Annotated in this window: 20 protein-coding genes and 1 pseudogene; 6 read left to right on the forward strand and 15 right to left on the reverse strand. The window is 67.4% G+C overall.

Going from position 1 to position 22,826, the window contains the following annotated elements:
- Positions 1–54: 54 nt before the first annotated feature.
- The 11 genes and pseudogenes from LY40_RS18625 to LY40_RS18670 all read right to left on the reverse strand — a co-directional run bounded on the left by LY40_RS18625 (position 55) and on the right by LY40_RS18670 (position 10,392).
- A complete protein-coding gene (locus tag LY40_RS18625; protein WP_258937624.1) occupies positions 55–1,077 on the reverse strand; it encodes a transketolase family protein in 1,023 nt (340 codons plus the stop codon).
- Positions 1,074–1,970 (reverse strand): transketolase, encoded by an 897-nt coding sequence (locus LY40_RS18630; protein ID WP_258937625.1) that lies wholly within the window; start codon positions 1,968–1,970, stop codon positions 1,074–1,076. The genes LY40_RS18625 and LY40_RS18630 overlap by 4 nt, the downstream gene beginning before the upstream one ends.
- The gene (locus LY40_RS18635) at positions 1,967–2,905 is read right to left on the reverse strand and encodes an NAD(P)-dependent oxidoreductase (protein ID WP_258937626.1); all 939 of its coding nucleotides are present in this window, start codon (positions 2,903–2,905) and stop codon (positions 1,967–1,969) included. Before LY40_RS18635 ends, LY40_RS18630 begins: the two co-directional genes overlap by 4 nt.
- A gap of 23 nt (positions 2,906–2,928) precedes the next feature.
- Positions 2,929–4,308, reverse strand: coding sequence for a GntP family permease (locus tag LY40_RS18640; protein ID WP_258937627.1), 1,380 nt, complete (start codon positions 4,306–4,308; stop codon positions 2,929–2,931).
- A 52-nt stretch (positions 4,309–4,360) separates the two neighbouring features.
- On the reverse strand, positions 4,361–5,131 hold the full coding sequence (locus tag LY40_RS18645; protein WP_258937628.1) for an SDR family NAD(P)-dependent oxidoreductase: 771 nt from the start codon (positions 5,129–5,131) through the stop codon (positions 4,361–4,363).
- A gap of 84 nt (positions 5,132–5,215) precedes the next feature.
- The gene (locus LY40_RS18650) at positions 5,216–5,470 is read right to left on the reverse strand and encodes a hypothetical protein (RefSeq protein WP_258937629.1); all 255 of its coding nucleotides are present in this window, start codon (positions 5,468–5,470) and stop codon (positions 5,216–5,218) included.
- A 181-nt stretch (positions 5,471–5,651) separates the two neighbouring features.
- Positions 5,652–5,942: pseudogene (locus LY40_RS26570) on the reverse strand (thiamine pyrophosphate-dependent enzyme); the annotation flags it as partial.
- 941 nt (positions 5,943–6,883) lie between these two features.
- The gene (locus tag LY40_RS18655) at positions 6,884–7,252 is read right to left on the reverse strand and encodes a DUF1636 family protein (RefSeq protein WP_258937630.1); all 369 of its coding nucleotides are present in this window, start codon (positions 7,250–7,252) and stop codon (positions 6,884–6,886) included.
- Positions 7,253–7,393: 141 nt separating this feature from the next.
- Positions 7,394–8,632, reverse strand: a complete 1,239-nt coding sequence (locus LY40_RS18660; protein WP_258937631.1) for a metal-dependent hydrolase family protein — start codon at positions 8,630–8,632, stop codon at positions 7,394–7,396.
- Between the two features lie 96 nt (positions 8,633–8,728).
- The gene (locus LY40_RS18665) at positions 8,729–9,490 is read right to left on the reverse strand and encodes an alpha/beta fold hydrolase (RefSeq protein WP_258937632.1); all 762 of its coding nucleotides are present in this window, start codon (positions 9,488–9,490) and stop codon (positions 8,729–8,731) included.
- 17 nt (positions 9,491–9,507) lie between these two features.
- Positions 9,508–10,392: a fumarylacetoacetate hydrolase family protein gene (locus LY40_RS18670; RefSeq protein WP_258937633.1), complete on the reverse strand. Its 885-nt coding sequence runs from the start codon at positions 10,390–10,392 to the stop codon at positions 9,508–9,510.
- A gap of 147 nt (positions 10,393–10,539) precedes the next feature.
- Here LY40_RS18670 and LY40_RS18675 point away from each other — a divergent pair, with 147 nt between their 5' ends.
- Complete coding sequence (locus LY40_RS18675; RefSeq protein WP_258937634.1) at positions 10,540–11,202, forward strand: FadR/GntR family transcriptional regulator; 663 nt, start codon at positions 10,540–10,542, stop codon at positions 11,200–11,202.
- Between the two features lie 1,280 nt (positions 11,203–12,482).
- Here the strand turns inward: LY40_RS18675 and LY40_RS18685 are convergent.
- The 3 genes from LY40_RS18685 to LY40_RS26415 are packed head-to-tail and all read right to left on the reverse strand — an operon-like array spanning position 12,483 to position 16,629.
- A complete protein-coding gene (locus tag LY40_RS18685; protein ID WP_258937635.1) occupies positions 12,483–13,610 on the reverse strand; it encodes a M20 family metallopeptidase in 1,128 nt (375 codons plus the stop codon).
- The gene (locus tag LY40_RS18690) at positions 13,607–15,031 is read right to left on the reverse strand and encodes an aldehyde dehydrogenase family protein (RefSeq protein WP_258937636.1); all 1,425 of its coding nucleotides are present in this window, start codon (positions 15,029–15,031) and stop codon (positions 13,607–13,609) included. Before LY40_RS18690 ends, LY40_RS18685 begins: the two co-directional genes overlap by 4 nt.
- A 32-nt stretch (positions 15,032–15,063) precedes the next feature.
- Entirely contained in the window at positions 15,064–16,629 is a 1,566-nt protein-coding gene (locus LY40_RS26415) for a GMC family oxidoreductase (RefSeq protein ID WP_258937637.1), read from the reverse strand.
- 137 nt (positions 16,630–16,766) lie between these two features.
- Between LY40_RS26415 and LY40_RS18700 the strand changes: the two genes are divergently transcribed.
- Positions 16,767–17,300: a GbsR/MarR family transcriptional regulator gene (locus tag LY40_RS18700; RefSeq protein ID WP_221212764.1), complete on the forward strand. Its 534-nt coding sequence runs from the start codon at positions 16,767–16,769 to the stop codon at positions 17,298–17,300.
- Positions 17,301–17,419: 119 nt separating this feature from the next.
- Here the strand turns inward: LY40_RS18700 and LY40_RS18705 are convergent, their stop codons facing one another.
- Positions 17,420–17,872, reverse strand: coding sequence for an Lrp/AsnC family transcriptional regulator (locus tag LY40_RS18705; RefSeq protein WP_258937638.1), 453 nt, complete (start codon positions 17,870–17,872; stop codon positions 17,420–17,422).
- A gap of 160 nt (positions 17,873–18,032) precedes the next feature.
- Here LY40_RS18705 and LY40_RS18710 point away from each other — a divergent pair, with 160 nt between their 5' ends.
- From LY40_RS18710 to LY40_RS18725, 4 genes are all read left to right on the forward strand, one after another.
- Positions 18,033–19,109: a thiamine pyrophosphate-dependent dehydrogenase E1 component subunit alpha gene (locus tag LY40_RS18710; RefSeq protein ID WP_258937639.1), complete on the forward strand. Its 1,077-nt coding sequence runs from the start codon at positions 18,033–18,035 to the stop codon at positions 19,107–19,109.
- Positions 19,109–20,095 (forward strand): alpha-ketoacid dehydrogenase subunit beta, encoded by a 987-nt coding sequence (locus tag LY40_RS18715; protein ID WP_258937640.1) that lies wholly within the window; start codon positions 19,109–19,111, stop codon positions 20,093–20,095. The genes LY40_RS18710 and LY40_RS18715 overlap by 1 nt, the downstream gene beginning before the upstream one ends.
- Entirely contained in the window at positions 20,092–21,432 is a 1,341-nt protein-coding gene (locus tag LY40_RS18720; protein WP_258937641.1) for a dihydrolipoamide acetyltransferase family protein, read from the forward strand. The genes LY40_RS18715 and LY40_RS18720 overlap by 4 nt, the downstream gene beginning before the upstream one ends.
- 207 nt (positions 21,433–21,639) lie before the next feature.
- On the forward strand, positions 21,640–22,680 hold the full coding sequence (locus tag LY40_RS18725) for a Glu/Leu/Phe/Val dehydrogenase dimerization domain-containing protein (RefSeq protein ID WP_258937642.1): 1,041 nt from the start codon (positions 21,640–21,642) through the stop codon (positions 22,678–22,680).
- The last annotated feature ends 146 nt before the right edge of the window (positions 22,681–22,826 follow it).

Below are 22,826 nucleotides of genomic sequence, written 5' to 3' on the forward strand. Positions count from 1 at the left end.
TTTCCTTCGTTGTCGTCGGCCGGGCCCAGCTTACCCGGCCTGTCGACTGTTGACCTATCGGTGTGCGGCGCCGTGCATGGCGCGGATCCGCTCGACGAGCTTGCCCGTGCTGACGCCGTACCGGTCCGAGAGCGTTGGCAGCGCGCCGGCATCGAGGAACTCGTCGGGCAGGCCGACGGGGGTGACCTGCCGGCCGCTCCCGTTACGTACCAGCGTGTGTGCGACGGCGTCGAACAGGCCGCCGATGACCGTGTGGTTCTCGCACGTCATCACCAGCCGGTCCTTGCCCAGCTCGCGCAGGATCGTGTCCTCGTCGAGTGGTTTGAGTGTCGGGACGTGCAGGACGGCCACGTCGATCCGGTCTGCCTCCAGGGCCCGGGCAGCCTCGAGCGCACGTTCGGTCATCAGTCCGGTGGACACCAGGAGTACATCGGCACCGTCCCGGACCAGTTTGGCCTTGCCGAGCTCGAAGGAGTAGTCGTACTCGTCGAGCACCCGTGGCACCTTGCCCCGCAGGATGCGGGTGTACGTCGGGCCGTCGTGTGCGGCCAGCTGCGGCACTGCCTGTTCGATGTCCACGGCGTCGCACGGGTCGACGATGGTCAGGTCGGGCATGCCGCGCAGGATCGCGAGGTCTTCTGTGGCTTGGTGCGAGGGTCCGTAGCCGGTCGTCAGCCCCGGTAGTGCGCACACCATGTTGACGTTGAGACCGGCCTCGGCGATGTCCAGGCAAAGGAAGTCGTAGGCCCGGCGGGTGGCGAAGACCGAGTACGTCGACACGAAGGGGACGAACCCCTCCAGTGCCAGGCCGGCGGCGGAGCCCACCAGAGCTTGCTCTGCCATCCCGATCTGGTAAAAGCGGTCCGGCATCGCGTCACGGAAGACGTGCAGATCCGTGTATTTCGCCAGGTCGGCGGATAGTCCGATGATCCGGTCGTCCTCCTGGGCCAGTTCGACCAGGGCATGACCGAGGGGTGCGGCGGTGACGCGTTGGTCCTCGCGGGCCAGCGACGCGCTCATCGCGTCGGAGGTGAGCCGCTTCGGGGCAGTCGTGGCGGTGCTGGTGTGAATGCTCATGCTTCGTAGGACTCCTTGAGCTGCTGGTGGGCCTTGGCCCATTCGTCGGGGGCGACCCGCATGAAGTGCAGTTTTTCCCTGTTCTCGAGGAACTCCACGCCCTTGCCGAGCTTCGTGTCGACGACGAGGCAGCGTGGCTTGCCGGCCTCCTCCGCCCGGAGCTCCTCCAGGGCGGTGAGCAGGGCCGGCAGGTCGTGGCCGTCGACTCGGCGGGCGATCCATCCGAATGTCTCGAACTTCTGGTCGACCGGTTCCATCCCGAGTACGCCGCTGCTTTTTCCGTCCGCCTGCTGGTCGTTGAAGTCCACGATCGCGATCAGGTTGTCGAGTTGGTGGTGCCCGGCGACCGCGGCGGCCTCCCACGTCGATCCTTCGTTGAGCTCGCCGTCGGAGAGAATGTTGTAGACGAATGCGGGGTTGTCCCTGCGCTTGAGGCCCATGGCGATCCCGTTGGCGATCGTCAGCCCGTGGCCGAGCGAGCCACCGGAGATCTCGACCCCCGGTGTATAGGAGGCCATGGCCGACATCGGTAGTCGCGAGTCGTCGCTCGCGTAGGTGTCCAGCTCTTCTGCGGGAAGCACCTTCGCCTCGGCCAGAGCGGCGTACAGCGCCAGCGCGTAGTGCCCGATGGAGAGCAGGCAGCGGTCGCGGCCCTCCCACTCCGGGTCGTCAGGACGCAGTGCCAGCTGGTCGGCGTACAACACGGCGAGCACGTCGGCGATGTCGAGCGCCTGCCCGATATAGCCCTGCCCCTGCACCTCCGCCTGGATGAGGGCGTTACTGCGGATGTTGAACGCAGCCTCGCGGATGCGCTCGAGCCGCTTCTGCCCGGTGACGGTGGTCTCGGCAGGGATCCTCTCGCCGGTCGCGCGGGTGCTGTCCTCTGTCTTCATCTGGTATCTCCAGTAGTGAGGTCGGTTGCGGGGTCGTTGTGGGCGAACGATGTGGGCGTGAGTGCGCAATAGGTGCGAATGACCTGTGAGTCGTCCTGCTCGGCCAGGCCGGCGTCGGCGGCGGCACGGAACCTGGCGGCCGCCGCCTCGAGCAGCGGAGTATCAAGTCCCGCCGTCGCCGCGACGTCGGCCACCAGCCCGGAATCCTTGACGAAGATGCTGACTGCGCTGGTCACCTCGGTGTCCGGGCCTTGAAGCATCCGGTGACCACGGTCGCTGAGCATCCAGGACCCGCCGGCGCCACCGGCGACGGCCGGTAGAACCTCCGCGGGGTCGAGTCCGAGGGCCTCGGCCAGAGCTAGCGCCTCGGCGGCAGCGACCAGATGGACTGAGCAGAGCAGCTGGTTCACCGCCTTCATGGCTTGTCCACGGCCGGCCTCGGCGCCGCAGTGGATCACCTGGCCGAGCGCGTCCAGCGCCGGGCGCAGCCGGGCCAGGGCCTCGGGTGGCCCTGAGCCGAAGAGCAGCAGCTCGCCGGTGCGGGCACGGGATACGCCGCCGGTGACCGGAACGTCCAGGACGCTCACGCCTTCGGGAGCCCCGGCGACCAGCTCTGTCACGGCGTCGGGGCCCACCGTGCTCATCACGACGAGAGTGCTGCCCGGGGTCATGCGGGCGAGCACGCCGTCGGGACCGAGCGTGATCGTCCGCAGCTGCTCGGCGGTGGCGACCATGCACATCACGGCCTCGGCCTCGTCCACTGAAGCGGTGTCGGTCGTCGTGCGCATCCCCTCGCCGGCGGCGTGCTGCAGCCGGTCGGGGTCTGTGTCGACGGCGGTGACGTCGGCACCGGCGCGGGCCAGCTGGGTTGCCATCGGCAGCCCGATAGCCCCGATACCGACGAAGGTGATGGCCGGGGGAGTTGGCAGGGTCATCGTCTTGTCCTCCTCTCCGGAACTCAGAGCACGAGGCCCAGCAGCAGGCAGACGCCGAGCCCGACGACGGCGAACGTGGACTGGGCGAGGGTGTAGATCTTGAACGTGCCTTTGACGGTGAATCCGAGCATCTGCTTGAAGATCCAGAAGGTGTTGTCGGTGACGTGCCCGCCGAACGCAGCTCCCGTGCCTGCGGCGAGCAGGATGAGGATCGCCGGGGTCGAGATCGTGCCCACGATCGGCGCGAGCAGCGTGGCCGCGGTGATAGCTGCCACCGACGCCGAGCCCTGGGCGAGCCGCAGCACCGCGGCGACGATCCAGGCGAGCAGGACCGGGATGGAGGCGTTGGCGGTGAAAGCGCTGCCGAGCATGTCGCTGATACCGACCTTGTTGATCACCTCACCGAGCGAACCGGCGACGCCGGTGAAGAGCAGGATCGAACCGGAGGTCTGGGCGCCCTTGGTGATCAGGTCGTCGATGCCGTCGCGCCCCACGGCCGGGAGGGCGAGCACGATGCCGATCAGCAAGCCGATGATCAGGGCGACGACGGGGCTGCCGAGGAAGGCGAGGAACGGGATCGAGTTGCCGGTGACCTCGCCGATGGTGTTGATCACGATGAGCACGATCGGGACGATGACCGGCAGCATCGCCACGAGGAGCGGCTGCTGGCGCGTCTTGACCGCCGGGCTTCGGGCTGCGCCCGGACCGTCGGAATGCGTCGTAGTGGTGTCGGTCGCGGCCACCGCGAACAACGAGTCGTCGAAGTCGGGTTCGCGGTCGGTGTCCGGGTTGAAGATCAGCCTCATCAGCCGGTCGTGCAGGAAGATGCTGCCGAGGATGAAGACGATCCCGAGCGGCACACCCCACAGCAGCACCGTGCCGAGCGGGACGCCCAGCGGGCCGGCGATGGTGACGGCGGCGACGCCTGGCACGACGATCAGCAGACCCACCTCGAGCCCGATCGCGAGGGATCCGGCGAGTGTGGCCAGGCTGCGGCCCGTTCGCTTGGCGATCGCACCGGCGATCGGAGCGAGGATCACCAGCGCGACGTCGAAGTAGATCGCCGGGAAGACAATGCCGGAGGTGAGTCCCAGCACGTACGGTGACCGTTTCGGGCCCGCGAGAGCGAGGAATCTGTCGACCACGCGTTGCAGCGTGCCGGTGGCCGAGAGGGTCGTCCCGATCATCACGCCGAAGCCGATGATGAGGCCGACTTCTGCCATCAGGCTGCCGAATCCGTCGGTGACAGCGGTGACGGAGTCGGCGAACCCCATGCCGCCAGCGACGCCGAGGTAGAGCGCGCCGACGACCAGCGAGATAACGGGGTTGATGCGCAGCGCCACGATCATCAGCACGATGCCGATCACCGTGATGGCCAGGTGTGTCAGAAGTAATGCGTCCACGGGGGGTCTCCGGAGGGATCGGGCGACGATGGCCGATGGTCAGTGGAGGTCGTCAGTGCAGGTGGCTTCCGCCGTTGACGTCGAGGGTGACGCCGGTCAGGTATGAGGAATCCGCTGAACAGAGGAAGGTGATGGCCGCTGCGACCTCCTCGGTCGTCGCGGTGCGGCCGACCGGAATGGAGCCGGCGATCTGCGCTTCCTGCTCGGCAGTGCTACCGACCCGGATGTCGGTATCGACCGCACCGGGAGTGACCGCGTTGACGGTGACCCCGGTCGGTCCGAGCTCACGGGCCAGTGCCTTGGTGAAACCGAGGATGGCGGCCTTCGCCGCAGAGTAGGGCACCTTGCCGAAGACGCCGCCGCCGCGCTGGGCAGAGACCGACGACATGTTGACGATGCGCCCCCAGCCGCTGTCGACCATCCGGGGAAGGAAAGCCTTGGTGACCAGGTAGGTCCCGGTCGCGTTGACGTCCATCACCCGGCGCCACAGGTCGAGGGTCGTGTCGAGGAAGTCGACCGGCGAGGTGATGCCCGCGATGTTGACGACGGCACCGATCTCGGGCAGCCGACCGGCCGTGACTTCAGCGGTCACTGCGTCCCGCGCTGCGTCGACCGCGGTCTCATCAGCGACGTCCACCGCGTGTCCGAACGCCGGTACGCCGTGTTCGGATGTGATGGACTTCGCCACCACCTCCGCCCGGTCCCCGGCCAGGTCGAGGACCGCGACAGCCCAGCCGTCGCGGGCGAAGCGTCGCGCGGTGGCGATGCCGATTCCGTTCTCGCTGCTCGCTCCGGTGATGACGGCGGTGCGCTGCGAACTCATGGTGCTCCCTTGCTCCTGTTCGGGTGGGGCGCTGTGGTGGCGAGCACGCTAGAGCTGTTGACTGTTAACAGTCAACCCCAGGATTCAGGCGCCCTGTCTCATGGGCAGCGGACCTGGCCGTTTCCGGGGGCTATGCGGTTGGTCAAGCTGCGGGCGCGGCAGTGGGACTGGGTGCGGGTGTCGACAGTGGGTGTGATTGCGGATCGTGGTGTAGAGCTCGCGCATGCTGAGGCGGTGCGCTTCCTTGATCGCCAGGACTACGAGACGGCGGCCGGTCTGGGCGGCGATGCCGAGGTTGACACCGTCGAGATGGGTGGTGTCGGCGCGCTCGGTGTCCACGCGAGAGTTGAGGCGTGCGCATCCGGCCGGCGTCGACCAGCATCAGACCCGCGCCGGCGTAGCACCGGCGACGGCGTCGCCGAGAACCTGTTGGCACGCGGGTAGGTCGTTGGCGCCGCGCGGAAGTCGGGCATGCCGTAGGCCACTTCCTTGGCCGCGGGCGAGGCGCGGCGAACTGCGGTGCGAGCGGTAAGGAGATCGCGTACTTGTTGTGCTGCACGAAGAATACGACCGGTGCGGCGAACACGGCGGCGAAGTTGCACGCCTCGTGGAAGTCGCCCTCGCTCGTTGCGCCGTCGCCTGCGGCGCGACGCGATGCGTACCCGTAGTGCCAATCCCCCGCAGCATGCTCGAGTAGCCCGAGCGGGTTCTCATCTCGCGCAGCGATTGCCGCGGTGTCGCGGTAGGTCGGGAGCACCAGTCCCGTCCGCGAGGGCCGAGGCACAGGCGTCCCGGCACCTCTCCTGTCCACGTGAGGACGGGGAGGCCGCCAACCCGACCTTCCGCACGCACCAGCGTGCTGGCACCTGATCGTTCAGCTGGGGGGCGAACACCAGCCGACGGTGATCGTTGGTTAGCGCATCCGGGGCGCGTGCCGTCGCGTCGCTCACCAGAAGGACGAATTCGTCAAGCACGCGAGCCGTGCTGCGGGCCGCTTCGAGCGGGCCCGCACTCACCCGTACCGCCATCGGCAAGACTCTGTGGATGGAGCGTGTCAACATTGCCGGACAAACGGCTACCGTTGAAATAGTTCGCGAGACGGGGCAACCGAGTTGGCCGAATCGATCTACTCTCGCGCCGCCGAGCCTCAGGGGCGAGGCTAGTGGACAGTCTTCAGGACGCGGTCGATCGGACATCGTCGGCGAGCTTGCAGCGGACGCCTGGGTTCCGGCGGTGCCTTGGCCAGGTGTCTGACGATCTCGCGTGTGAGCGCCTACGCGTGTGTCGAATGACTGGTGGTCGACGGCGTGATCACCGGTTTCCACGTTGGGGTCGATACGGTGAGACTGCGTTTGACGACGTTGTACCCATCGCGGCCGTGGAAGGACGATGTACTACGCGACCGAAGCGACAACGTGGTCGAACTGAGATCGATGCTGTCGTTGCGCCTGTTCGGCGACGTTCGCAGAAAACATGTTCCTCGCCACCACCACCCCTGTCGCGGTTCGGAAGACTGTCCAAACTTTTGTTCATGACCACCTTTTCCCAGCGGAGATAACGAGGCTTGGGGCGGTCACCGTTTCAGCGGGTGTATGGCGGTCTCTTGATGAGAATTTGCGTTTCGGTCCTGCCGAGCCCCGAACACCTCAACGCTGGTCGGGCAGAGCGCGGCACGCGCGCAGCTCTCGAATGTTGAGAGTCTGGGTGGTCGGCGATGCGGCGGGGCGGAGGTCAACATGCTGCAGCGCACCCTTAGCGACTCGGGCTATGTGCGTGGCGGGGTGCGCGTTTGAGCGTGATGGAGCTGATGCGGTCGGCGAGGCTTTCGGGGACATGCCAGTCTTCGGGTGCTCCGGTGAGGCAGGCGTCGTGGCCGAGAGCGGCTTCGATAATGGCTTGGACGTCGTGAGCGGTGAGACCGGCGAAGCGGATGCGGGCTTTGCCCGGGCCATCGATGGCCACTACACCGTGGTTCGGGCAGCCACCGAGGCAGTGCACCTTGCGCACGTCGATCTTGTCAACCGCTGGGGCGGTAGTGAGCGCGGCGGTCAGGGACTGGGCGAATTCGCCGCTGTGCTGAGGCGCGTAGCGCGGGCAGGTGCGGCAGACGAGCAGGGTCACTGGTGCCTCCGGTTGAGCAGGACGTCGTGCTGGGTTGAGTGCTGATCGGGTACGGGCGCCGTGCACGTGTTCTGTGAGGGGGTAACAAGCTAGCGGCTTCATCGAGCCGCCTGAACGTGGCGGCTCGATGAAGCGCACTGGTCAATTCGCCTCGGGTGTTTCCTTGTGGAATCTGCCGTCTTTCATGATGTAGTTGAGCTTGTCGTGGTCTTGTAGCACGGTGATGTCGGCGAGTGGGTCGCCGTCGACGAGGAGGAGGTCGGCGAGGTATCCGGGCTGGACCTTGCCGAGCTCGCCCGGGCGTTGCATGATTTCGCCGCCGAGTGCGGTGGCGGCCAGGATCGCTTCCATCGGGGTGAATCCGAAGCGTTCGACGAAGTGTTGCAGGTCACGGGCGTAGGTGCCGTGGGGTGTCCAGGCGAACCCGTAGTCTCCGCCGGGCAGGACCTTGATGCCGCGCTTGTGCATTTCGATCATCGCTTCGGTAGCGATTTCCAGCTCGCGCTTGTAGCCGGCGGCTTCGGCGGCCTCGGGTGGGTAGCCGAAGTCGGCGGCCTCGTAGAGGGTGGCGATCAGCCAGTTCACCGCTGGGGCCACGAACACCCAGTCCTTGGCCTGCTCGAGCATGTCCATGCCTTCGGGATCGGTGAAGCTGGCGTGGTAGATGATGTCGACGCCGTGGCGCACGCACATCTTCACGCTTTCGGCGCTGCGGGCGTGTGCGCAGACGCGCTTACCTCGCCGGTGTGCTTCGGCGACCGCGGCGGCGACCTCTTCGTCGGAGAAGTAGGTGTCCTCGGCTCGTTGGGTGCCGGTGATCTCTTCGCCGGTCATGGACAGCTTGATCTGGTCAACGCCGATCTCGATCAGTTCCCGGACGGCCTTGCGCATGCCTTCGGGTCCGTCGGCGAACACGGTGATGCCCTTGACCAGGGCCCCGCCGGTAACGGCGATTTCCGGGCCGTTGGCCAGGTATCGCGGGCCGGGAATGCGGCCGGCGTCGATCGCGTCGCGTACGACGACATCGAGACGCATCTTCGCCGAGGCGGCGCCCACTCCCATCGTGTAGCCGGAGTCGAGGAACGTCTTGGCCGATTCCACGGTGAATAGGAGGTGTTCCTCGACCGGCAGGGTACCCAGCCCGTCCATATCGGCGCTGTTGTTCCAGGTCAGGTGGGTGTGTGCGTCGCAGAGGCCGGACATGAGCGTGCGGCCGCGGCCTTCTATCACGCGGGCGTCTTTTGCGGCGCCGGGGGAGGTGGTGCCGACCGAGACGATTCGGTCGTGATCTACCAGGACGTCGCCGCGGTAGGGTTCGGCGCCAGTGGAGTCCAAGATGGATACGTCGCGGAACAGGGTCTTGTTTCGGCTGATGGACATGGATATCTCCTCACCTTTGAGGGCGGGGACGACGCCGCTGGAGTGCCGCGCGGCCGCTACCGGATCGCGGCGTCGCCCCAAAGCTTTTCGAGTTGATCAGAGAAACTTCCGCAGTAGGTCGGTGACCTCGCCTGCGGCTTCGACGGCGGTCCAGTGACCGACGTCCGGGAGTACTTCCACGACGGCGTTGCCGTGGCCGGCGGCGAGCTGCTCACTGACCGCGCCGGGACCGACCTTGTCTTCGGACCCAGTGATCAGCAGCAACGGCAGACGCGTGGGCACCGGGCCGGGATCGGTCGCGGCGGCCAGGGCTTCACAGTTGCGTGCATAGCCTTCGGGGTCTTGGCGCATGACCAATTCGCGCACGAATGCCGCGACCTCGGGCTTGTTCCTGCGGGTGGCCTCGGACAGTGCGTTGGCGACTATGCCCGGTGCTACGGCTGCGGTGCCTTGGGCGCGCACCAGTCCGGCGCGGTCGCGCTGGGCTTGGCGCCCGGTCTCGGCGGGTTCGGCCACCGCGCCCAGTAATGCCAGCGAGGAGACCTTGCCCGGGTGACGCGCGGCGAGTTCGCGCACCACGAGTGTGCCCATCGAATGCCCGATGACGGCGGCGGAGTCCACCCCGAGTTCGCCGAGCACGGCGGCGAGATCGTCGGCATGCGAGGCGATGCTCACTCCCGCACGGGTGGCCGATCGGCCGGCGCCTGCCGAGTCCACCCGGATGACGCGGTGGGTTGCGGCCAACGTATCGGCCTGCGCTTGGTAGAAGTTCGACGTGCCGCCGAGGCCGTGCACCATCAGCACAGCAGGGCCGTCGCCGTCGACCTCGACGGCGAGCTCGGCACCATTGATCTTCACGAGTGCTGCTCCTTTCCTCACTGGATTCGGTTCCTGAGCTTTCCGAGGTTGCTGATCGACACCTCGACGACGTCGCCGCTGTTGAGGAACTGGGGCGGGTCGAATCCGATTCCGACGCCGGCGGGCGTGCCGGTGGCGATGACGTCGCCCGGTTCGAGGGTGATCCCGCCCGAGATGGTCGAGATCAGGTCGGGGATGTCGAAGATGAGATCCTTGACTAGTGCCAACTGGCGGGTCTCGCCGTTGACGGTCGTCTCCAGCTCGAGTGCGGCAACGTCAGTGATCTCATCGGCGGTGACCGCGTACGGTCCCATCGGGCAGTGCGTGTCCAGCGATTTGCCGAGCAACCACTGCTTGTGGTCTCGCTGCACGTCCCGGGCCGTGACGTCGTTGACGATCGTGTAGCCCCACACGTGGTCGAAGGCGTCGTCGCGGCTGATCCCGAGCCCGCCCCGTCCGATGATCACCGCCAGCTCACCCTCGTAGTCCAGCTCCGCGGTGACGTCGGGATGGGACCCCACGACGTCGTAGGGTCCAGTCACCGACGTGGTGGCTTTCGAGAACACCACCGGGCGCTGAGGCAGTTCCTCAGAACGACTCGGCGTGTCGTACCCGCTGCGGCCGAACTCGGCGACGTGTGCTTTGTAGTTCTTGCCCACACAGAACACGTTGCGCCGCGGACGCGGAATCGGTGCGCGCAACGTGACTTCGTGCAAGGGTGTTGCCGGCTGCGTCGTGGCGTTGGCGGCCAGAACCTCGCCGAGTTCAGCCCAGTGCTCGATCACTCCGATCACCCCGAACCCCACAGGCAGCAACCCGCTGACGTCGCGGACCACGCCGGCTTCGGAATCGATGACCCCGACCCGATCGCCCGCCTCAGCGGAGTACGTCACCAGTTTCATGTGAACCAATCCTGACCATTTGAGACCAATAAGCGATAGTCGGGACCATACTCGGCGCGACATGCACTGTCGATACCTGGCAAACTTGAAACCAAAGTCGACAACATTGGTCTTTATTGGTCTCGAGTTGGATGCTAGAGTGGGCGCGTGACATCAGTGGAACGGTCGCTGAGGGCTCTGGTGAGCGAAGGTGCCAAGGCCGGCACTCTCGCGCCGGGGGACAAGCTGCCCACCGAACGTGACCTCGTCGAACGGCTGTCCGCGCCGCGCAGTGCCGTACGCCGTGCCTTGGAACGACTGGAAGATGACGGGCTAGTTATCCGTCACGTCGGTCGCGGCACGTTCCTCACCGACGCCGTCGCACCCTATGCCGACGGCGCGCCGGCCGACACCAGCCCGGCCGAAATCATGCAGGTCCGGCAACTCCTGGAACCGCAGGTGGCCACGCTCGCCGCGCGAGTGGCCACTCAAGCCGACCTCGCCCGCATCGACGAAGCGCTCGAGGCCGGCGGCTCCGCCGATGATTTCGAGGGCTTCGAACGCTTCGACGCCGTGCTGCACCGCTCGATCGCCACTGCAGCGCACAACGGGCTGCTCATGTCGATGTTCGAAGTCATGAACACGGCCCGCTCGCTGCCCGTGTGGGGAAACCTCAAGCGGCGCACCTCTACTCCCAAAGTGCGCCGCTGTTATCACCGCCAACACACCGAGATCGTCGAAGCTCTCCGCGACCGCGATCCCGACGGCGCGGGCGAGGCCATGCGCCGCCACCTACAACACGTCGCCGACAGCCTCCTAGGCCGCGGATAGGATAGGACGTGTCCGTATTCTCGTCGTCTTGGTGGGGTGTTCCACAGGTTTCTGACAGTGTCGCAGTTGCCGTGTCCGCGGCTGGTGGAGATCGCCTCGGCAATGTTGTCTCTGGCGGTTGGCGAATCGTCGTTCGTTTTCGGAGCAGAGTTCCTCGTCGAGGATGGGTTTGTTACCGACAACGATCCGGCACCCGCCCCGGCCCGCCAAGCCGGTGGGCCGGGGTATGTGACCTTGCATGTGCCTGCTCTCTTGTCCCGACTACGGGGTAGGAGTCGCGTGAACTACTAACCGTGCCGGGCTTCTTGTCGGCCCCGCGGAAGCGTGTTTTGATCTTGTGGAATCGGGTGATTCGTGCTTCGCGGCCGCTTCGGTCGGCTGGATCGTTACCTCAGCCATCGGTGCAGCGGCCGGTCATACGAGGCCTATTCGTATGTGGCCCGTGCGTGTGTTTTGGCCGGGTTGCGGTAGTTTTCGGCGTTGGTGCGGGTTGCGGCTTGTTCGTCAGTGGTGAGCGGGCGGCGCGCTTTGCTGGTAGTCCTGCGACCAGCTAGCCGGGTGGATTTCGGTGCCTTCGAGGACGACCGCGCCGACTGCGATGAGACTGTCTGCGCCGAGTCTGGCTCCGTTGAGGACGACGGCGCCCATGCCGAGGGTCGGTGTGGTCGTCTTCGATGGTGTAGCCGTGCAGGACAGCGCGGTGCGGTGGAGAGTGCATTCTCGTCAATCGCGGTGGGGAGGTCGCGAGCATGCAGGTGTGTCACGGATTCGTCGGTGGCGATGTTTGCCGTGCGCGCCGGGAGCGAAGGGGTATCCGCGGTAGCCGCCTGCGGCGCTGTCGAAGTGGACGATGCCTAAGTTGATGGCTGCGTCCACAGTGCGCTAGGCCGGCCCGTGCGCGTTGTGGAGGTGAAGGAGAACTCGACGTCGGGGAGTGTAGCGCGAACGTGGCCGAGGAAGTCATGACCTGGTCGGGGTCGGCGGCGTCCAGCTTTGTTGGCGAGGCCGATGCGCCCGATGCCCATGTCCGCGAAGCGCTGCGACGTGTCGCGCCGAACGAATCACCAGGCGCTAACCTCCGATCTCGTCCGGTAACCAGTCATGGACTCTCTGTCCGCTCGCCGCGCGACAAGATCTGGAGTCGTTGCCGAAGGTTCCTGACGCTCACAGAACGAGCCGTGCGCCGCTCAAGGCGCTGCGGACGCTTCTTGGTCAGGACAGAGATCGCGCTGGGACATATCCAGGTCGGGGGTGGAACGCGTAAGGGCCTTTCTGATGTATCAGGCGCGGGCGAGGTCGATCGCCGTCCATGCCATCGCGGTGGCGCCGTCGAGCACAGCCTTGTCGGCGGCCTGGGTGATGCAGGCCGCAGTGAACTCGGGTTGATGGTTCACTGCGGGCAGGCAGTCCAGCCCCAGCATCGGGTGGATAGTGGGCACGACGTGGGAGACATTGCCCATGTCGGTTGCTGCGCCGCCCGGCGAGCCGCCGGACAGGTCCGGGAAGACACGCCCGAGCGCCTCGGCGTTGGCCCGGTACATGTCGAGCATGGTCGCGTCGGGCCGCAGGTCGGCGTAGTCGAGGGAGATCGGTGTGGTGGTCAGTTCACATCCGGTAGCCAGTGCCCCGGCATCGAAACAGTTCTGCACGCGCTGCTTGAGTCGGGAGAGGCACTCCAGTGTGGACGATCGGACTATCCACCCTCCGCGGCTTGCGTCCGGGATGATGTTCGCCGCAGTGCCGGCCTCCGTGACGATGCCGGAGATGCGGTCGTCCGGACCAGTCTGTTGGCGCAGAAGTCCGACTGCGACCTGCGCGACGGTCATCGCATCGGCGGCGTTGACGCCGTGCTGTGGATACGCCCCCGCATGTGCGGGCTTCCCTCGGTAGGAGATCTCGAATTGCGAGACGGCGAGGCCGGGCATCGCGGCCATCTCCACTGCGCCGGGATGGACCATCATTGCCGCGTCCATCCCCTCGAAGGCTCCGCGTTCGAGCATGAGGATCTTGCCTCCACCGCCCTCCTCCGCCGGGGTGCCGAGGACGGTCACCGTCAACCCCAGGTCGTCGGCAAGACCGGCGAGCGCCGCTCCGGCCCCGACGGCAGCGGCGGCGATGATGTTGTGGCCGCAGGCGTGGCCCATGTCGGGGAGTGCGTCGTACTCGGCGCAGATCCCGATGTGCAGCGGCCCCGTTCCGGCGGTCGCACGGACAGCGGTGGGAAGGCCATAGCAGCCGTGCTCGACCTCGAACCCGGCCACGGTGAGAGCCTCCGCCACCCACGCGCTCGCCCGCTCTTCCTCGAATGCGAGTTCTGGGTGGGTGTGGATGCGATGGGAAAGCTCGATCAGCCGGTCGCGCCGAGCGCCGACCGCATCGGCGGCGTACTGCTTGGCGTCGGCCGTCATGCGTCCTCCGTCGGTGCAGTGTGGATGGAAGCTGGGCGGGTGGCCGCGTCGTAGGCGGCTCGGGAGCCGGTGGCGCCCATGCCACTGTCGCCGGCCGGCTCGTACAGCCTCTCGGGGCCGCCGCCCTGCCACTGGTTTACCCATACGACCCCGGCGGGGATGCGTCGCGCGGCGACCATGTGCTCGGGGTCGGCGGTGTACACCGTGGCGGCGAGCCCCAAGCGCGTCTTGGCCGCTTCTGCCAGTCCTTCCTCGAAGGAGGACACAACCATTACCGGGGCGAGGGGGCCGAAGGTCTCCTCGTTCATGACCAGCATGGAGCCGTCCACGTCCGTGAGGACGGTGGCGGGGTAGAAGAAGCCCTTGCCACCCCGCTCCTTCCCGCCAGTGCGGACGGTCGCGCCGCGTTCGGCCGCGTCGGCGACGTGGCGTGCGACGATGTCGCGTTGCCGCTGGTCCACCAGCGGGCCCAGAACGGTGGTCTCGTCGCGTCCGTCTCCGAGGGTGTACGTTCCCGCGACGTCGACGAGGGCGTCGATGAATTCCTCGGCGATGTCACGGTGCACGTAGATGCGTTCCATGGACGTGCAGATCTGGCCGGAGTTGGCGAACGCGCCGAAGGCGACCGCCGCGGCGGTCGCGGCCGGGTCGACGCCCGCGTCGACGACGACGGGGTCCTTACCGCCGAGTTCGAGGATCGAGCGGCGCAGCAGAGCTCCGCTTTCCCGGCCGACCGCCCGGCCCGCCTCGACCGAGCCGGTGAAGTGCACCAGCCCGATCCGCTCGTCGGCGACGAGCGGCACACCAGCCCGGGAGTCGCCGTGCACGAGGTTGACCGTCCCGGGTGGCAGATCGGCCAGTTCCAGCAGCCGCGCCGCCGACATCGGCGACCGCTCGGACGGCTTGAGCACGACGGTGTTGCCCGCGGCAAGTAGCGGGCCGATCGCGCCGAGCGTCATGGGTACCGGGAAGTTCCAGGGGACGATGACGGCGGCGGCTCCGAGCGGATGGCGCAGGAGGGTGGTGCTGCTCCCGTCCGGACCGGCGACCGTCTTGTCGAACGGGTAGTCCAGGGCTTCGGCGACGGTGGTCTTGAACAGCTGTGCGGCGGCGCCGATGAAGCCGGTGCCGAGGGAGACGGGTTTGCCCATCTCGCGACACTCGATCTCCGCCAGCTCGGATGCTTGCTCGGCGACGGCGTCCGCCCACCTCGTCAACCGCGCTACACGCTCCGCGACGGGTAGCACCGCCCAGGCGGGCTGTGCTTCGACGGCCGCTCCCACTGCCTGGCGGACGTCCTCGGGTGATCCGCTGGGGCAACGGGCCGTGATCTCCTCGGTGGCGGGGTCGATCACGTCGTGGAACGCCTCGCCGCGGGTGTCTTGCCAGTGTCCGCCGATCAGGTTCTGCAGGGTTTTCACAGGGTGTGCTCCTTCGCCGGGGCGGCGGACGGTCAGTCGAGACGGTCGGCCATCAGTTCGCCGAGCATGATCGATGCGACGTTGGTGTTGGCCCGCGGGACGGACGGGAAGATCGATGCGTCAACCACGCGAAGGCCCTCGACCCCGCGTATGCGGCAGGAGGGGTCGACCACCGCGGAGTCGTCGTCGGCCGCCCCCATTCGGCACGTGCTGGTGCCGTGCTGGGCGTCCACCGCGGTCGCCAGCAGGTGGTCGTCGAGTTCGGCATCGTTGTCCAGCACCGCGAACAGGTCGCTGTTGGCGTCCTCGACCGACCCGTCGACGACGGTCGCCGCCTCAGGGCTGCGGGCCATCTCCACCAGGGTGCGGACACCGTTACGCAGTCGCGCGAGGTCGCGGTCGTCCGACAGCATCCGCTCCCGGATTTCGGGCTGAGCCTGAGGGTCGGTGGAGGTCAGCGACAGCACTCCGCGCGAGTGGTTGTGGTTCAGCCACACCCCGAAGCCGCCCATCGGCGACCGCGTGTCAGCACTGGCCATGGACAGCACGTTCATGTTCAGCGACACCAACATCATGTCGTGAGGGGCGGCGCCGGGCGCACCGCTGCTGTAGCGGACACAGACGTTGGTGTGGCGGTCGTCGTCGGTCTTGATCGCGGCCTCCGTGGTCAGCGGCAGCCCGACGACCACCATCGGATGGTCCTGCATACCGCGGCCGACCGGGAGGTCCGCCACGACCGCGAGGCCGAGACGGTGCAGGTCCGCAGCCGGGCCGATGCCCGAGCGCAACAGAATCGCCGGTGAGTGGACCACGCCGGCGCTGAGCACGACCTCGTCCGCGTACTCGGTCGTCGCCGCGCCGCCGGTGATCACGCGGACGCCGACGGCCCGGCCGCCCTCGACGACGACCCGGTCGACCAGCGCGTCGCCGCGGACGGTGAGCCCGGTCAGCGACCGAACCGGTTCGAGATAGCCGTCGTTGACCGTGACCCGGCGGCCGCCGCGCGAGTTGATCGGGTATGGCGAGACCCCGGCCGCACCGGGCGCGTTCACGTCCGGCGCCCAGGGGTGCCCGGCGGCCTGGGCGGCCGCTGACAGTGCGCCGTCCACCCCGCCCCACTGTTCCTGCGGCGTCCGGAAGATCGGCGTCGGTCCGCCGCGCCCGTGGTAGGGCTCGTCGCCGAACTCCTCGTCGTCCTCGAGCTTGGCGAAGTAGGGCAGGACGTCCTCGGGTGACCAGCCGGCGCATCCGGCGGCGGCCCAGTCCTCGAAGTCTTCCATCGGCGGGCGAATGGCGATCTGCCCGTTGATCGACGAACTGCCGCCCGCGCCTCGGCCGCGCCAGTACGGTGCCTGGGGCTGCTTGTCCGTCCGAGCCGAGTTGATGCCCTCCCAGACCAGGCCCGCCACGGCGGTGGGATCCATCAGCGCGCGGGCGGGGTTGGGTGACCGCCACGCCTCAGGCATCTGCGCGGTCCGATAGTCGGGGCCGGCCTCCAGGAGCAGGACGCGCTTGCCGCGTTCGGCCGAGCGAGCGGCGAGGGCCGCGCCCGCGGAGCCCGCTCCTACGACGATGATGTCCCAGCCCGGGTCTGTCACGGTGAACCTCCTGTGTTCGGATCAGGAGTACGAGCCCGGGGATCTCCGGACCGTTGCTGGACCGTATAGTTGTCCCCCGAGTCATGTTCAGTCAATAGTGAATTTTCATTTCTGATTGACCGATTGGAGTTTCGGTGGTGTCCAGCCGTGCCGGCGACGGTCCTCCCGACGATGCCAACTCTCTGATCGACGACTTCGGCCTGTACATCGGGCGCGCAATGGGGTGGCCGCCGATGGCCGGGCGTGCCGCGGGGGTGCTGATGCTCAGCGAGAGCCCCATGACGATGACGCAGCTCCAAGACGCTCTTCATGCGAGCAAGGGCTCGATGTCCGAGACGACGAGGCTGCTGGTGTTGAGCGGGACCGTCCGGCGTTTCAAGGAACCGGGGTCTCGCCGGTACGTGTACGAATGGCGCGACGATGCCTGGATCGGCTGCTTGCAGCACCAGATCGAGGGAACGACCGATCTGCTGGCGCTGGCGGAGAACGCGCAGGCACGCGACGCGGCGCTGCCCGAGCGGCAGCGCGCACGTCTACGCGACATGCACGAGTTCTACACCTTCATGGTCCAGCGTCTCGAAACGCTCCTCGCCGAGTACCGGGCGTTCCGCGAGCACGGCGACCCTGACCACGTGGCTGCTCGAGACCGCGCTGCGGGCGGAGACGGCTGAGAACCTGCGCGGTGAGGTCGGACAACCCTGCATCGTCGGCTGCGACGGCAGCAACGGGCTTGCAACACTCCCGGATTCGAGCTGCGGAAAGGGCCGTTCCGCCGTTCCTTCACGCGAACTCAGTCGGCTGGCCGGTGGTTGGTGTCGTCCTCGAAGACGAGGAAGGTGCGGGTGCCGAGCACGCCGGGGATGGCTTGCAGTTGCTCGAGTACGACGTGGCGGAGTGCGTCGTTGTCGGCTGCTCTGATCAGGAGGATCACGTCGAATTCGCCGCCGGTCAGTGCCATGTGGTGGACCTCGGGGATGGCACGTAGCCGGTCTTTGAGATCGCGCCAGCTGTTCTGTCGGACGGTCAGGGTGACGTAGGCCGAGGTGGTCAGTCCGAGTTTCGTCGGGTCCACGGTGGCCGTGAATCCCGTGATGACGCCGTTCTGCACGAGCCGTTCGAGGCGTGTGTAGGCGTTGGCGCGGGAAATGGAGACGCGTTCGGCGAGCGCTCGGCCCGACAGGCGGCCGTCGGCTTGTAGTTCGGCGACGATGCGGCGGTCCGTCTCATCGATGTCGGTTTCCAATGGTCTCATTTCCCGTGGTCGGCTGAGTGGGATGTGTGCCAATTGGCATGGCAGTGCCGCCTATGAAAGACGACCATCTCAACTTTGTCGTCGTCTGTAGCTATCTGGCACGCCATGCTGCCACGCTCTCGATACGTTTGTCTCGCGGTGGAGGAGTGGAATGAGTGTCGACGAGCTCGGCGCAGCGGTGGCCACGGTGCGGATCCTGGACGAAGCGGGCGATCTCGTCGACGGGGCTGACCGGCCGGATTCGGATGCGCTGTTGGCGGGGTACCGTCAGCTCGTACACGGCCGCAGGCTCAATGAGCAAGCCGGTGCGCTCGTCCGGCAGGGCAGATTGGCCGTCTACCCGTCGTCGCGGGGCCAAGAGGCATGCCAGGTCGCTTGTGTCACGGCACTGTCCGAAGGCGACTGGTTGTTCCCGACCTATCGGGACGCGGTCGCGATCGCCACGCGAGGTGTCGATCCGGTCGAGGTCCTCAGCATGCTGAAGGGCGACTGGCACTGCGGCTACGACCCGGCACAGCATCGTGTGGCTCCGCAGGCCACGCCCTTGGCTACGCAGTTGCTGCACGCCGTCGGGGTGGCTCATGCGGCGCGGCTCAAGGGTGAGGACACCGTTGTCATGGCGCTGTGCGGCGACGGGGCGACGAGCGAAGGTGACTTCCACGAGGCCTGCAACTTCGCGGCCGTGTTCGCCTCACCTGTCGTGTTCTTCGTGCAGAACAACAAGTACGCGATCTCCGTCCCGCTCGCACGCCAATCGGTAGCACCGTCCTTGGCGTCGAAGGCCGTCGGTTACGGCATGCCGGGTGTGCGGGTCGACGGCAACGACCTCGGTGCACTGTCCACAGTGCTCGGTGAAGCGGTCGAACAGGCGCGCAGGGGAGGCGGTCCGACGCTCGTCGAAGCCGATACCTACCGCGTGGAGGCGCATACCAACGCCGACGATGCGACGCGCTACCGGACCACTGACGAGGTCGACGAGTGGGCAGGGCGGGACCCGCTCACCCGCGTGTCTGCCTATCTACGCGGGGTGGGTGCGCTCGACGACGACATCGAGGCGGAGTTCGCCGCCGACGCCGACCGCATGGCCGCCCGGGTTCGAGAGGGGCTCGGCGTTGACGTCGCCCCGGACCCGGATGAGCTGTTCGCGCACGTCTACGCCACCCCGACCCAGCAGCTCGTGCAGCAGCGGGCCGCGCTGCAGGGCGAGTTCGACGTCGAGGAGGCGTGATGACCGCAAAGATGACCATGGCGCAGGCGATCAACAGTGCGTTGCGGGATGCCATGACCGCGGACGAGTCGGTGGTCGTGTTCGGCGAGGATGTCGGTCCGCTGGGTGGTGTCTTCCGCGTGACGGAGGGCCTGACGCGCGACTTCGGTGAGGACCGCTGTTTCGACACTCCGCTTGCCGAGTCGGGCATCGTGGGGATGGCCGCCGGGATGGCCATGAACGGCATGCGTCCGGTTGTCGAGATGCAGTTCGACGCCTTCGCCTACCCGGCGTTCGAACAGATCGTCAGTCACGTAGCGAAGTTCGGCAATCGGACGCGGGGCACGCTCCGACTGCCGATGGTCATCCGGATTCCGTATGCCGGTGGGATCGGCGGTGTCGAGCACCATTGCGACTCGTCGGAGGCCTACTACGCCCATACCGCGGGCCTGACGGTCGTCGCCCCGGCCGACAACACCGATGCCTACGCGCTGCTTCGTGCCGCGATCGAGTGGCCCGACCCGGTCGTGTACCTGGAGCCGAAGCGTCACTACTTCAGCAACGAAGAGGTCGATCTCGCCGCGGCCGATTCGACGATCGGCCGCGCGGCCGTGGTGCGCAAGGGCCGGGACGCCACGCTGATCGCCTACGGCCCCTCGGTTCCTGTCGCGCTCGCCGCAGCGGAGGAAGCGGCCACCGAGGGTCGTGACCTCGGCGTCGTGGACCTGCGGTCCATCGTGCCGTTCGACGACGACACCGTGTGCGAGCAGGTCAAGCACACGGGCCGAGCCGTGGTGGTGGCCGAGGCGCCGGGCTTCGCGTCGGTCGCCTCGGAGATCGCGGCGCGCGTGACGGAGCGCTGCTTCCACTATCTGGAAGCGCCGGTTCGGCGGGTCACCGGCTTCGACATTCCCTATCCCGCGCCGAAACTCGAGCATTTTCACCTGCCGGACACCGCACGGATTCTCGATGCGGTCGACGAGCTTCAGTGGGAGGAGCAGCCGTGAGCGAAGAAGTGTTCACCTTGCCCGACCTCGGTGAGGGATTGACCGAGGCGACGTTGCTGCGGTGGCTCGTGACGGTGGGCGACGTCGTCGCCGTCGACGCCCCGGTGGCGGAGGTCGAGACGGCGAAGGCTTCGGTCGAGGTTCCCTCACCGTTCGAAGGTCGGATCACGCAGCTGCACGGCGACGAGGGCGTGGCGGTGCAGGTCGGCCAGCCGCTGATCACGGTCGACGTCCCGTCCACCGTCGGCGAAGCCGACTCGGCGGACGCGGACCGGTACGTGGAGGAAGAGCGCGCCGGGTCGGGCAATGTGCTCATCGGCTACGGCACCGGCAACGGCCCCGGACGACGTCGCCGTACCGCGAAGAAACGTGAACCCGCCCCGCAACCGTCAGCGCCCGCTGATGCGGGCGCACAGGCGTCAACGGCCGCAGCGGCCCCGCCGCGGCGACCTGTGCAGTCGCCGATCGTGCGCAAGCTTGCTCGCGAGCGCGGTGTCGATCTGAGCACAGTGGCCGGGAGCGGTCCCGGCGGACTGATCACGCGCAGCGACGTCGAGGCGGCGGGCCGGCCGACCGAACCGGCGGCTTCTCAGGCAGCGTCGCACGCTGCACGCGTCGATGCGGACACCGACGGCCGGACAGGGCTCCCGATCCATGCGCGAGTGCCGCTGACCGGGCTACGCAAGGCAGTCGCAGACACGCTGAGCCGGAGCCGCAGCGAGATACCGGAAGCGACCACGTGGGTGGACGTGGACGCCACGGAGCTGCTCGAACTGCGCCGGACACTCGGCCACCCGGAACCGGCGCCGGGCATCCTCGCCATGGTGGCGCGCTTCGTCGTCGCAGGCCTGACCCGATTCCCGGAACTGAACTCGCGAGTGGACACCGAGCGCCAGGAGATCACCCACTTCGACGGGATCAATCTCGGGCTGGCCGCACAGACCGACCGCGGACTGATGGTCCCGGCCGTCCGCAACGCGCACCGCCTCGGCATGCGGGGACTCGACACCGAGATCCGGCGACTCACGACAGCGGCCCGCGACGGGACGGTGCAGCCCGACGAGCTCACAACCAGCTCCTTCACGCTCAACAACTACGGCGTGCTCGGCGTGGACGGCAGCGCGGCGATCATCAACCATCCCGAGGTAGCCATCCTCGGGATGGGACGGATCATCCGCCGGCCATGGGTCGTCGACGACGAGGTGGTACCGCGCAGCATCCTGCAGCTGTCACTCGCTTTCGACCACCGCGTCTGCGACGGCGGCACCGCAGGCGGATTCCTCGGCTTCGTCGCCGACGCCATCGAATCACCGGTGTCCGCGCTGGCCGAGCTGTGAGTGCTGAATCCGGGGCCGTCATCCGGGGCCATCGGGCCGGTGTGAAGAGTCCGGTGGCCGGATCCGCACGGTCACCGCAGCGGGTACCGCGCCTTCAGCGTCGAGCCCGCTTCGGTGCTGGTGTGAAACGCGATCGAGTTCCGTCGAGCTGATGTCGGACCAGCCGATGAACATCCCGAGAACCGACTACACCGGAGGTGGCAATCCATGACCGGAACGTTGCCGTGGGACGGCGAGATGACCTGTGTGCGCCACGATGAGCGCACGGGTGCGAGCTTCGTCATCGCCCTGCACTCGACCACTCTGGGCCCGGCCGCGGGCGGAACGCGTGCCATGGCCTACCCGTCGCTGGACGAGGCGGTCACGGATGCGCGCCGGTTGGCTCGCGCGATGTCGTTGAAGATGGCCGCCGCTGATTTGCCGATAGGCGGCGGAAAGTCGGTGATTATGTTGCCGACACCGCGCGCGCAGCTCGATGACCGCCGCTGGCGGGAAATCCTGTCGGTCCACGCGCACAACCTCGAACTGCTCAACGGTTCCTACTGGACCGGCCCCGACGTCGGAACCGGTTCGGAGGACATGGACGTGCTGGCGCGTACCACGAGGTTCGCGTTCGGCCGGTCCGTCGCGGCTGGGGGCCCGGGTTCGAGCGCGGAAGCCACGGCGCAGGGCGTGTTCTCGGCGATCCGGGCGTCCGTCCGGGAGGTGGGAGAGCCGGGACTGGACGGGTTGCGAATTCTCGTTCAGGGGCTCGGCGCTGTCGGCTCGCGGGTGGCCACCCTGGTCGCAGAGGCCGGTGCACGGTTGCTCGTCACCGACGTCGACGAAGCGAGGTGCGGACCCCATGTGGCGGCGGGAGCAAGGATCGTTCCGGCTGAAGAAGTCACCCGGACGGAATGCGACGTGTTTGCCCCGTGCGCCACCGGCGGTGTGATCGACACCGACATCGCCACGATGCTCCCGGCCCGTGTGGTGGCAGGTGCCGCGAACAACATCCTGGCCACCGACGGGGCCGAAAGGGTGCTGCACGACCGGGGCATCATCGTGGCTCCGGACTTCGTCGCCAACGGCGGCGGCGCGCTCCACCTGATCGGCCGTGAGGTACTCGGTTGGTCGGAATCCGACGTTCTGGCGCGCACCGTCCTCATCGAAAAGGCGCTCGACGAGGTATTCACCTCGGCCCGCAAACAGCGAATCACCCCACTGCAGGCGGCGACGGCCGGAGCTGTTGAACGCATTCAGGCTTGACGCGTGCGATCGGGAAGCGGATCGGGCCGATCCGCTCGACGCGCCATTCGCAGGCGATCTGTCGACAACCCGTCCGACACATGTCGAGGGCGCCTCGTGGAACTTGGCTGGTAATGCTTCAGCCGGGCTGTCCCACTGTTGGCCGC

It is taken from the genome of Prauserella salsuginis (assembly GCF_024648885.1).
Classification (GTDB): Bacteria; Actinomycetota; Actinomycetes; order Mycobacteriales; family Pseudonocardiaceae; genus Prauserella; species Prauserella salsuginis.

Bases quoted from the DNA above. Each gene is read 5' to 3' on its own strand.
- LY40_RS18685 (WP_258937635.1), bottom strand. From the start codon at position 13,610: ATGACGGCCGACGCCAAGCAGTACGCCGCCGATGCGGTCGGCGCTCGG.
- LY40_RS18715 (WP_258937640.1), top strand. From the start codon at position 19,109: ATGACCGCAAAGATGACCATGGCGCAGGCGATCAACAGTGCGTTGCGG.
- LY40_RS18635 (WP_258937626.1), bottom strand. From the start codon at position 2,905: ATGACCCTGCCAACTCCCCCGGCCATCACCTTCGTCGGTATCGGGGCT.
- LY40_RS18710 (WP_258937639.1), top strand. From the start codon at position 18,033: ATGAGTGTCGACGAGCTCGGCGCAGCGGTGGCCACGGTGCGGATCCTG.
- LY40_RS18660 (WP_258937631.1), bottom strand. From the start codon at position 8,632: ATGTCCATCAGCCGAAACAAGACCCTGTTCCGCGACGTATCCATCTTG.
- LY40_RS18645 (WP_258937628.1), bottom strand. From the start codon at position 5,131: ATGAGTTCGCAGCGCACCGCCGTCATCACCGGAGCGAGCAGCGAGAAC.
- LY40_RS18625 (WP_258937624.1), bottom strand. From the start codon at position 1,077: ATGAGCATTCACACCAGCACCGCCACGACTGCCCCGAAGCGGCTCACC.
- LY40_RS18725 (WP_258937642.1), top strand. From the start codon at position 21,640: ATGACCGGAACGTTGCCGTGGGACGGCGAGATGACCTGTGTGCGCCAC.
- LY40_RS18630 (WP_258937625.1), bottom strand. From the start codon at position 1,970: ATGAAGACAGAGGACAGCACCCGCGCGACCGGCGAGAGGATCCCTGCC.
- LY40_RS18670 (WP_258937633.1), bottom strand. From the start codon at position 10,392: ATGAAACTGGTGACGTACTCCGCTGAGGCGGGCGATCGGGTCGGGGTC.